Genomic DNA, 10,319 nt, shown 5'->3' on the forward strand with positions numbered 1-10,319 from the left:
ATGTCAGGCAACATTGAAGTCGACTGAACAACCGCTTTCGCGAGCAGGCTCGCTCTCACAACAGATCACCGAAAATCCGCGTCAGGCAGATAGCCGGTACGGCAAAACCCTTGCAGAAAGTTTGGAATACCATAATATGATATTCCATCGACCGAACGCTCCTGCCTACCCTGGCGCGGTCACTTGCAAGACTCGCTTGACCCAAAGCTCCCGATAAGTGGGCGAACAGAAGCCCACTCAATAAACACAACAATGAGGGCGTGAACATGGTGTTGAAGAAAAGTGCAGCCGCAGTTCTTTTTGCCGGCCTGCTGAGTGTCAGCAGCCAGGCGACGCTGGCCGCTGAAAGCGTCAACTTCGTCAGTTGGGGCGGCAGCACCCAGGACGCGCAGAAACAGGCCTGGGCCGATCCGTTCAGCAAGGCCAGCGGCATCACCGTGGTCCAGGACGGCCCGACCGACTATGGCAAGCTCAAGGCCATGGTCGAAAGCGGCAACGTGCAGTGGGACGTGGTCGATGTCGAGGCCGACTTTGCCCTGCGAGCCGCCGCCGAAGGCCTGCTCGAACCTCTCGACTTCTCGGTCATCCAACGCGACAGGATCGACCCGCGCTTCGTCTCCGACCACGGTGTCGGCTCGTTCTATTTCTCCTTCGTGCTCGGCTACAACGAAGGCAAGCTCGGTTCGGACAAGCCAACGGATTGGTCCGCGCTGTTCGACACCAAGACCTACCCCGGCAAACGCGCCCTCTACAAATGGCCAAGCCCTGGCGTGCTGGAACTGGCCCTGCTCGCCGATGGCGTAGCGCAGGACAAGCTCTATCCGCTGGATCTGGACCGCGCTTTCAAGAAACTCGACACCATCAAGAAGGACATCGTCTGGTGGGGCGGCGGCGCCCAGTCTCAGCAGTTGCTCGCCTCCGGCGAAGCCAGCATCGGCCAGTTCTGGAACGGTCGGATCTATGCCTTGCAACAGGACGGCGCGCCCGTCGGCGTGAGCTGGAAGCAGAACCTGGTCATGGCCGACATTCTGGTCATCCCAAAGGGTGCGAAAAACAAGGCCGCCGCCATGAAGTTCCTGGCCAACGCCAGCAGCGCCAAGGGCCAGGCCGATTTCTCCAACCTGACCGCCTACGCCCCCGTCAACGTTGACAGCATCGCGCGCCTGGATTCGGTGCTCGCCCCCAACCTGCCGACCGCCTACGCCAAGGATCAGATCACGCTGGATTTTGCGTACTGGGCCAAGAACGGTCAGGACATCGCGACACGGTGGAATGAATGGCTGGTCAAATGAAAATGGCGGCAGCGGCAACCCCTCGCACCGGGAGCGCCGTCGGCGCTGCCGGTTCGGCCGCGGCGCGCAAGCAGACGCCGTCGTTGATGCAACGCTGGCGCGGCGCCAGCAACCTGATTCCCGCGCTGCTGTTCCTCGGCCTGTTCTTCCTGGCGCCACTGATCGGCCTGCTGCTGCGCGGCGTGCTGGAACCCGTGCCGGGCCTGGGCAACTACGAGCAGTTGTTCGCCAACTCGGCTTACGCCCGGGTGCTGTTCAACACCTTTTCGGTGGCCGGGCTGGTGACGTTGTTCAGCCTGCTGCTGGGCTTCCCGCTGGCCTGGGCCATCACCCTGGTGCCGCGTGGCTGGGGCCGCTGGATGCTGAACATCGTCCTGCTGTCGATGTGGACCAGCCTGCTGGCGCGCACCTACTCGTGGCTGGTGCTGCTGCAGGCGTCCGGGGTAGTGAACAAAGCGTTGATGGCCCTGGGCATCATCGACCAGCCGCTGGAGATGGTGCACAACCTCACCGGCGTGGTGATCGGCATGAGCTACATCATGATCCCGTTCATCGTCCTGCCGTTGCAGGCGACCATGCAGGCCATCGACCCGATGATCCTGCAGGCCGGTTCCATCTGCGGCGCCAGCCCCTGGACCAACTTCTTCCGGGTGTTCCTGCCGCTATGCCGGCCGGGGCTGTTTTCCGGCGGGCTGATGGTCTTCGTGATGTCTCTCGGTTACTACGTGACCCCGGCGCTGCTGGGCGGCGCGCAGAACATGATGCTGCCGGAATTCATCATCCAGCAGGTGCAGTCGTTCCTCAACTGGGGCCTGGCCAGCGCCGGTGCCGCCTTGTTGGTGGCGATCACCCTGGTGTTGTTCTACTTCTACCTGAAGCTCCAGCCGGAATCCCCGGTGGGCGCCAGCAACGCGAGGTAAGCCGCCATGCTCCTGACTCCCAATGCCATGAGCCGACGCATGCGGTTCGGCCTGTACTTCACCACCGGCGTGATCGCCTTGTTCCTGCTGCTGCCGATCGTGTTCATCGTGCTGCTGTCGTTCGGCTCGTCGCAGTGGCTGGTGTTTCCGCCGCCGGGCTGGACGTTCAAATGGTACGGCCAGTTCTTCTCCAACCCGGACTGGATGAGCGCCGCGCTGACCAGCCTCAAAGTCGCGGTGCTGACCACCGTCTGCGCCGTGGCCCTGGGCCTGCCGACCGCGTTTGCCCTGGTACGCGGGCGCTTCCCGGGTCGGGAAATGCTCTACGGTCTGTTCACCCTGCCGATGATCGTGCCGCTGGTGATCATCGCCGTGGCGGTCTACGCGCTGTTCCTCAAACTCGGCTACACCGGGACGATGTTTGCCTTCGTGGTCAGCCATGTGATCGTCGCGCTGCCGTTCACCATCATCTCGATCATCAACTCGCTCAAGCTGTTTGACCAATCCATCGAGGACGCGGCGGTGATCTGCGGCGCCTCGCGCCTGCAAGCGGTGTTCAAGGTGACGTTCCCGGCCATTCGCCCGGGCATGGTCGCCGGCGCCTTGTTCGCATTCCTGGTGTCGTGGGACGAGGTGGTGCTGAGCGTGATGATGGCCAGCCCGACCCTGCAGACCTTGCCGGTAAAAATGTGGACCACTTTGCGCCAGGACCTGACGCCTGTGATCGCCGTCGCTTCGACGCTGCTGATCGGCCTCTCGGTGCTGGTAATGGTGATCGCCGCCGCCCTGCGCCGGCGCAACGAAATCAGCGCCTGAGCGCCTAGGAGAATACGATGAGTGCCGTCAAAGACCCCGCACAGCGGAACGACAAGACCCTGGTCAGCCTGCGCAACCTGAACAAGCACTACGGCGACTTTGCCGCCGTGGACGATATATCCCTGGAGATCCAGGATGGTGAATTCCTGACCTTCCTCGGCTCCAGCGGCTCGGGCAAGAGCACCACCCTGTCGATGCTGGCCGGTTTCGAAACCCCCAGCAGCGGCGAGATCCTGGTGGACGGCAAATCCCTGGTCAACGTGCCGCCGCACAAGCGCGACATCGGCATGGTGTTCCAGCGCTATTCGTTGTTTCCGCATCTGTCGGTGCGCGACAACATCGCCTTCCCGCTGGCGATCCGCAAACTGGCCAGTGCCGAGCGCGAGCGCCGGGTCGATGCCATGCTCAAGCTGGTGCAACTGGAAGAGTTCGCCCATCGGCGCCCTTCGCAACTGTCCGGCGGCCAGCAGCAGCGCGTGGCGATTGCCCGGGCGCTGGTCTATGAGCCGCGCATCCTGCTGATGGACGAACCTCTCGGCGCGCTGGACAAAAAGCTCCGTGAAGATTTGCAGGATGAACTGCGCCAGTTGCATCGCCGGCTGGGCATCACCATCGTCTACGTCACCCACGACCAGGAAGAAGCCATGCGCCTGTCCCAGCGCATCGCGATCTTCAGCCACGGCAAGATCGTCGGCCTGGGCAGTGGCTACGACCTCTACCAGAATCCACCGAATGCCTTTGTCGCCTCGTTCCTGGGCAACTCCAACTTCCTCAAGCTCAAGGCCAAGGGCAATGCCGCGGCGACCTTCGAAGGCCAGTCGCTGTCGATCCGCCTGACCACCGGCCTGCAAACCGACCAGGACGTGCTGCTGATGGTCCGCCCGGAAAAAGCCTTGGCCCTGAGTGTCGAGCAGGCGACCCAGGACACCCTGCCGGCCGGCTGGAACGAAGTCTCGGCCAAGGTCGTGGAGGTGCTCTTTCTTGGCGAAAGCCAGACCTGCAGCGTGGTCACCTCCGGCGGCACCCAGATGACCGTCAAGGCGCTGTCCGCCGCCGGCATGCCGCTCAAGGCCGGCGACCCGGTGCGGGTGCGCTGGGCCACCGCCGATGCCTGCGTCTACACCCAATGGGCCGAGAGCGACCTGCACAAGGCCGCCGGCGCCCACTGAGAACACTGCGTCATAACCGCCTGCGTGCGAGGACTGCGAAATGATCGATGCCAACCTCTACAAACAAGTCATGGGCTCGTTCCCGTCCGGCGTGACGGTGATCACCACGCTGGATGATGACGGGCAAATCGTCGGGCTGACCGCCAGCGCCTTCAGTTCATTGTCGATGGACCCGGCCCTGGTGCTGTTCTGCCCAAATTACAGCTCCGATTCCTATCCGGTGCTGATCCGGAACAAACGCTTCGCCATCCACGTGCTTTCCGGCGGCCAGCAGAACGAAGCCTACGCGTTCGCCCGCAAAGGCAAGGACAAGGCCCAGGGCATCGAATGGACCTTGAGCGAGCTGGGCAATCCATTGTTGGGCAACGCCACCGCCATCATCGAATGCGAACTGTGGCGTGAATACGAGGGTGGCGACCACGCCATCATGGTCGGCGCCGTGAAGAACCTGATCGTGCCGCAACACACACCGGGGCCGCTGGTTTATTGCCACGGCAAGATGGGCGCCCTGCCCGTCCTCGCCTGAACCGATCGTCAACAATAAAGAGAAAGCGCCATGAAATTTTCCCTGTTCGTACACATGGAGCGCTGGGACGAAAGCGTCAGCCATCGCCAGTTGTTCGAAGACCTCAGCGAGCTGACGCTGATGGCCGAAGCCGGTGGTTTCAGCACCGTGTGGATCGGCGAACACCACGCCATGGAATACACCATTTCGCCAAGCCCGATGCCGCTGCTGGCGTACCTGGCCGGCAAGACCACGACCATTCACCTCGGCGCCGGCACCATCATCGCGCCGTTCTGGCACCCGCTACGGGTGGCTGGCGAATGCGCGTTGCTCGACGTGATCAGCAACGGCCGCATGGAGGTCGGCCTGGCACGGGGCGCCTATCAGGTGGAATTCGACCGCATGGCCGGCGGCATGCCGGCCTCCTCCGGCGGCCAGGCATTGCGGGAAATGGTCCCGGTGGTGCGCGCACTGTGGCAAGGTGATTACGCCCATGACGGCGAGATCTGGAAATTCCCTACTTCCACCTGCGTGCCCAAGCCGATCCGCAAGCCTCATCCGCCGATGTGGATCGCCGCCCGCGACCCTGACTCGCACAACTTCGCCGTCGCCAATGGCTGCAACGTGATGGTCACGCCTTTGATGAAAGGCGATGAAGAAGTCCTCGACCTGAAGAACAAATTCCAGGCCGCCCTGGACAACAATCCCGACGTGCCACGTCCGCAATTGATGGTGCTGCGCCACACCCATGTGCACGCCGCGGACGATCCCGAGGGCTGGAAGATCGGTGCCCAGGCCATCTCGAAGTTCTATCGCACCTTCGACGCCTGGTTCGGCAACAAGCAGGTGCCGGTCGACGGCTTCCTGGCGCCAAGCCCGGAAGAAAAGTTTGCCGAGCGCCCGGAGTTCCAGCTGGAGAACATCCGCAAGAACACCATGATCGGTACGCCGCAAGAGATCATCGAGCGGATCAAGTACTACCAGGAACTGGGCGTGGACGAGTTCAGCTTCTGGTGCGACAACAGCCTGCCGCATGCCGAGAAGAAAAAATCCCTGGAATTGTTCATCCAGCAGGTGGTGCCGGCGTTTCGCTGATCCGTTACATCGCCTTGGGGGGGGCTCGCTCCCACATAGGCTGCGGGTGTTCCAGACCCTGTGGGAGCGAGCCTGCTCGCGAAGACGGATTGAAGCTGAAATAAAAAATGCCCGGACATTGCTGTCCGGGCATTTTTATAGGAGCACTGCGATCAGAACGTCACGCTGGCGCTCAACCTGGCGGTGCGTGGCTCGCCGACGTTGACTTGCAACTGGCTGCCGGTGGACGACGGGTAGTACTGCTTGTCGAACAGGTTGTCGACGTTCAACTGCAACGAGGTCTTTTGCCCGAACATTGGCGACTCCCAGCGCAGGAAGGCGTCGGCGACGGTGTAGCTGCTCATCCAGAAATCGTTCGCGGCGTTGGCGGCCCGCTCGCCAACGTAACGCGCACCGCCGCCGGCGTGCCAGGCGCCGAATTCGGTCGGCACGTTCAGGTGGTGCGACAGGTACAGGCTGGCGGTGTGTTTGGGTGCGTCGGGCAGGCGGTGGCCTTCGTTCCTTGGATCATCGAGTATCTCGGTGTGGGTGTAGGCGTAGGTGCCGATCAAGTACCACCGTTCGGCTAAACGCCCGGTGATGTCCAGCTCCAGGCCTTGTGAACCGACCTTGCCGGCGGCTTCGGCGATGTTCTGCCCGCCGACCAGGGTGGTAGTGACAACGTTCTTCTTGACGATATCGAACAACGCCAGATTGATGTTCAGCCCCGGCAGCGGATCGTACTTGGCGCCGATTTCGTAACTGCGGCCCTCCTCCGGCTTGAAGGTGCTGAGGTTGTCATCGACGGTATCGTTGGGTTTGAACGAACGGCTGTAGTTGCCATACAGCGACAGCTCCTCGGTGGCCTTGTAGACCAGGCCGAGAAACGGGACAAAGGCATCGCCGTTGTCGTCGCGAACCGGCACGCGAGTGATCGACCCTTGCTTGCTGAACTGATCGTAGTGTTGATAGCGACCACCGAAGACCAGAATCCAGCGCTCGTCCAGATGCCAGTTGTCCTTCAGGTACACCGAGCTGGACGTCAGTTGGTTACTCAGGTTGCTCTGGGCGGGATTGATGACGCTGGGCTGCGCCAAACCTCCGTACACCGGCGCGGTGATATCGAAGCCGCCCCGCACTGGCCCGCGGTAGGTCTTGCCACGGTATTGGTCCGACACCTGGTTATCGGCACCGATCAACAGGTCATGGCGTTGGCCGAACAGCTCCTGCTTGCCGATGAAATCCCAACTGGCGTAACGGGTTTCATCATCGTAGTGGGCGCCGTTGGCGGCTCGCCGCAGAGTATTGCCAACCAGCGAGTTGGGCTGGGCAATCGCAAGACTGTAACGGTCATTGTTCCAGCCGTAGGTCACCCGGGTTTTCCACGCATCGCTCAGTTCGTACTCGAACCGTGCGGTGGCCGTCTCACGAATCCCGACGCTTTTGGCCCAAGGCTCATCCAGGCGCTTGTCGTAGTCGATGTCAGCCGGGTGCCCATTCTTGAACACCGTGCCACGGTCAAACGGGTTGGAATATTCGTTGTACTCATAACTCAGGTTCAACGAAGCACGCTCGCCGGTCCAGGCCAGCGATGGTGCCACCAGCGTGCTTTCGTTGACGCCGTAGTTGCGCCAGTAATCCTCATGGCCGCGCTCGGCGATCAGGCGATAGGCCAAACCGGTGTCGCCCAGCGGCCCGGTGGTGTCCAGGGCCATGGTGCCGCCGCCTTCGCTGTAGGCGGAGCCGCTCAGCGTGGTGCTCTGGGTGTATTCGGGCTTCTTGCTGATGACGTTGATCAGGCCGCCCGGTTCCAGCGCGCCGTACAGCATCGACGCCGGGCCCTTGAGCACTTCGACTCGCTCAGTGGTGGCGCTGAAGTTATGGCCCAGATTCGAACGCACACCATCGCGCAGGATCGAACCGTCATCGTTGCTGCCGAAACCGCGCTTGACCAGCGAGTCCCGGGAGCCCCCCAGGGTGTTGCCCTGGCTGACGCCGCTGACGAACTTCATCGCGTCCTCCAGCGAGCGCACCTGATAGTCCGCCAGGGTCTGCTGGGTCACCACGTTGATCGATTGCGCCTCTTCCTTGATCGGTACATCGCTCTTGCTCGCCGTGCTGGCTTGCGTCGCCGTGTAGCCTTCGTCCTGAATGATCCGACTGCCTTGCACATCCGTGGTGGGCAGTTCAAGGGTGTCCTGGGCCTTCAAGGGGCTTGCCATGAAACAGCAGGACAGCGCGGGTAAAACACATTTGACGAGGGCATTGCGGTAAGCGAGAGGGGTGGAACGATTCAAGACGCTGCACTCATGGAGGGGGATGTGAATGAGAGCGAATATACTTTGAGAATCATTCCCAGTAAATCTTTTGTATCAAATTGATAGCGCTATACCCCTGTGAGAGCGAGCCTGCTCGCGATGAGGGCGGTACGTTCACCTTCGATGCAACAGGTCCACCGATATCGCGAGCAAGCTCGCGGTCTTCTTGCAGTGATTCAGGTCAAATGGTGGAAAGTGATATCAAATCGCCCTGCCACCCTAAAGCTTTGGCGCTCGCGGTCGAATGTATTCCATTCAGTGATTTTTTTGCCCAGGAGCAGCGGCATGCAGACGTTAAAGGCCTTGTACGAGTCTATCGAGATGCAATTCTTCGATACCCTCACAAAAAAGCTTTCAAGCCTTTTCCTGCTGGTCGTCGTCAGTGGCCTGCTGTACTGGGTTGCCGTCAGTGCCCGGGCCGATATTCTCGTGCAGCTGCGCACGGCCCAACTGGACGCCGCACTGCTGGGCCAGATCGAAGATCGCCTCGACAGCCTCACCCATGCCCTGCTCTTCGGCGCGCTCCTGACGTTCGGCATGATCAGCTTCATGGTCTGGTATTTCCGCCACCTCATCGTGCGCCCCGTCACTGTAATGACCAAGGCGCTGGAAGAGATCGCCAACGGCGAAGGCGACTTGTCCAAGGACCTGCCGCTGGTCACCCATGACGAGATCCGCACGCTGGCCGCCACCTGCAACCGCTTCCTGGCCAAGCAGCGCGAGATCATCAGCAACGTCCAGGTCTTGACGGTGCACATCGCCGTGGAGTCGGCCCGTTCATTGAAAAACATCAGCGATTCCAGCGACAGCGCGACCCACCAGGCGCGCTTCGCCAAGGAAGTGATGGACCAGAGCAACACCGCCGTGGGCCGTATCGAAGAAGTCTCGCGCCAGACCCAGGGCATCTCCAGCACCACCGCGCAGAACCTGAACATGGCCCGCGACTCCTACGCCGAGTTGCTGGAAGTCACCGGCAACATCAGCGAGATCTCCAGCAGCCTCGGTGAGTTCGCGACGTTGGTGGACGCGCTGAACCAGCGTTCGTCGAGCATCAAATCCATCGTCGGGCTGATCCAGCAGATTTCCGCCCAGACCAACCTGTTGGCACTCAACGCCGCCATCGAAGCGGCGCGCGCCGGGGAAAGTGGCCGTGGCTTCGCCGTGGTGGCCGATGAAGTGCGCACCCTGGCGCAGAACGTCAGCCGGGCTACCGACGATATCTCGCGCAACATCGACGCGATGCTCCAGGAGGTCAGTTCCACCCACGAGCAGACCACCCAGATCAGCCACAGCGCCCGGGAAACCCAGAAGGTGGTGGAACGCGCCTCCGGCCATTTCGAGAGCATGATCGTCGACTTCGAATCCACCAACGGCAAACTGGCGGATATCGCCGACCACATCCAGCAGTTCGCCGACTCGAACACCGGTATCAACGAACGCGTCACCCAGATCCATGCCGACAGCCAGTCGATCGACCAGCGCATGCAGCAATCGGCGACGGCCACCCGCGATCTGTCCGGTGTTGCCGAGAAGGTCCAGACGCTGCTGGGCCGCTTCGTGCTCGGCCACGGCAAGCTGGATGCCGCTATCACCCGCGCCAGCGAATGCCGCGACACGCTCCAGGTTCAGCTGCAGGCGCTGCAGGAAGAAGGCGTCAACCTGTTCGACCAGAATTACCAGCTGATTCCAGGCACTGATCCCAAGCAGTACATGACCAGCTACACCGAACGCTTTGCCCGGGTCTGCCAGGAAGAATGCGACAAGCTCACCCGCGGTACGCCGGGCGGCAAGGTCTCGTTCATCGTCGATACGAAGGGCTATTGCCCGGTCAACAACAGTTGGGTATCCAAGCAACCGACCGGCGACCGCGCGGTTGATCTGCCGGTGTGCCGCAACAAGCGGATCTTCAACGACCCGATCGGCCTGCGCGCGGCGGGCAATGTCCAGCGCTTCCTGCTCCAGACCTACCTGCGCGACACCGGGGAAATCATGACCGAGATCGACGTACCGTTCTTCTTTGGCGGCCGTCACTGGGGCAACCTGCGGGTGGGCTTTGATGCGGCGGTGCTGCTGGCTGACTGATCAAAGGATCAAGCCAGACAATTGTGGCCTGGGAGCTTGCTCCCGCTCGGCTGCGCAGCAGTCGCAAGACGGGTGATGCGGTCAGCCTGAAGAACCGCCGGGGCCTGCTGCGCACGCCAGCGGGAGCAAGCTCCCTCGCCACA

Annotated in this window: 8 protein-coding genes; 7 read left to right on the forward strand and 1 reads right to left on the reverse strand. The window is 61.8% G+C overall.

Annotated elements, in window-relative coordinates:
* Positions 1-266 precede the first annotated feature (266 nt).
* Genes ACE04F_RS04230 through ACE04F_RS04255 form a run of 6 tightly spaced genes read left to right on the forward strand, consistent with a single transcriptional unit; the run spans position 267 to position 5,797 of the window.
* Positions 267-1,292, forward strand: coding sequence for an ABC transporter substrate-binding protein (locus tag ACE04F_RS04230; protein WP_486105074.1), 1,026 nt, complete (start codon positions 267-269; stop codon positions 1,290-1,292).
* Entirely contained in the window at positions 1,289-2,212 is a 924-nt protein-coding gene (locus tag ACE04F_RS04235; RefSeq protein ID WP_486105086.1) for an ABC transporter permease, read from the forward strand. The genes ACE04F_RS04230 and ACE04F_RS04235 overlap by 4 nt, the downstream gene beginning before the upstream one ends.
* A gap of 6 nt (positions 2,213-2,218) precedes the next feature.
* Positions 2,219-3,028: an ABC transporter permease gene (locus ACE04F_RS04240; RefSeq protein ID WP_030142570.1), complete on the forward strand. Its 810-nt coding sequence runs from the start codon at positions 2,219-2,221 to the stop codon at positions 3,026-3,028.
* Positions 3,029-3,045: 17 nt separating this feature from the next.
* Positions 3,046-4,197 carry an ABC transporter ATP-binding protein gene (locus ACE04F_RS04245; RefSeq protein WP_486105076.1) on the forward strand — a complete coding sequence of 384 codons (1,152 nt, stop codon included), beginning with the start codon at positions 3,046-3,048 and terminating at the stop codon, positions 4,195-4,197.
* A gap of 40 nt (positions 4,198-4,237) precedes the next feature.
* Positions 4,238-4,723 (forward strand): flavin reductase family protein, encoded by a 486-nt coding sequence (locus ACE04F_RS04250; protein ID WP_486105078.1) that lies wholly within the window; start codon positions 4,238-4,240, stop codon positions 4,721-4,723.
* 30 nt (positions 4,724-4,753) lie between these two features.
* Positions 4,754-5,797: an LLM class flavin-dependent oxidoreductase gene (locus ACE04F_RS04255; protein WP_486105080.1), complete on the forward strand. Its 1,044-nt coding sequence runs from the start codon at positions 4,754-4,756 to the stop codon at positions 5,795-5,797.
* A 152-nt stretch (positions 5,798-5,949) separates the two neighbouring features.
* Here ACE04F_RS04255 and ACE04F_RS04260 read toward each other — a convergent pair whose 3' ends face one another.
* Positions 5,950-7,998: a TonB-dependent siderophore receptor gene (locus ACE04F_RS04260; RefSeq protein ID WP_486105082.1), complete on the reverse strand. Its 2,049-nt coding sequence runs from the start codon at positions 7,996-7,998 to the stop codon at positions 5,950-5,952.
* Positions 7,999-8,379: 381 nt separating this feature from the next.
* Between ACE04F_RS04260 and ACE04F_RS04265 the strand changes: the two genes are divergently transcribed.
* Positions 8,380-10,176 carry a methyl-accepting chemotaxis protein gene (locus tag ACE04F_RS04265; RefSeq protein WP_486105084.1) on the forward strand — a complete coding sequence of 599 codons (1,797 nt, stop codon included), beginning with the start codon at positions 8,380-8,382 and terminating at the stop codon, positions 10,174-10,176.
* Positions 10,177-10,319 lie beyond the last annotated feature (143 nt).

The sequence above is a fragment of the Pseudomonas sp. AGC41 genome (genome assembly GCF_057334555.1).

Excerpts from the sequence above, each read along its gene's own strand:
- ACE04F_RS04230 (WP_486105074.1), top strand. The coding sequence starts at position 267 with ATGGTGTTGAAGAAAAGTGCAGCCGCAGTTCTTTTTGCCGGCCTGCTG.
- ACE04F_RS04235 (WP_486105086.1), top strand. The coding sequence starts at position 1,289 with ATGAAAATGGCGGCAGCGGCAACCCCTCGCACCGGGAGCGCCGTCGGC.
- ACE04F_RS04240 (WP_030142570.1), top strand. The coding sequence starts at position 2,219 with ATGCTCCTGACTCCCAATGCCATGAGCCGACGCATGCGGTTCGGCCTG.
- ACE04F_RS04245 (WP_486105076.1), top strand. The coding sequence starts at position 3,046 with ATGAGTGCCGTCAAAGACCCCGCACAGCGGAACGACAAGACCCTGGTC.
- ACE04F_RS04250 (WP_486105078.1), top strand. The coding sequence starts at position 4,238 with ATGATCGATGCCAACCTCTACAAACAAGTCATGGGCTCGTTCCCGTCC.
- ACE04F_RS04255 (WP_486105080.1), top strand. The coding sequence starts at position 4,754 with ATGAAATTTTCCCTGTTCGTACACATGGAGCGCTGGGACGAAAGCGTC.
- ACE04F_RS04260 (WP_486105082.1), bottom strand. The coding sequence starts at position 7,998 with ATGGCAAGCCCCTTGAAGGCCCAGGACACCCTTGAACTGCCCACCACG.
- ACE04F_RS04265 (WP_486105084.1), top strand. The coding sequence starts at position 8,380 with ATGCAGACGTTAAAGGCCTTGTACGAGTCTATCGAGATGCAATTCTTC.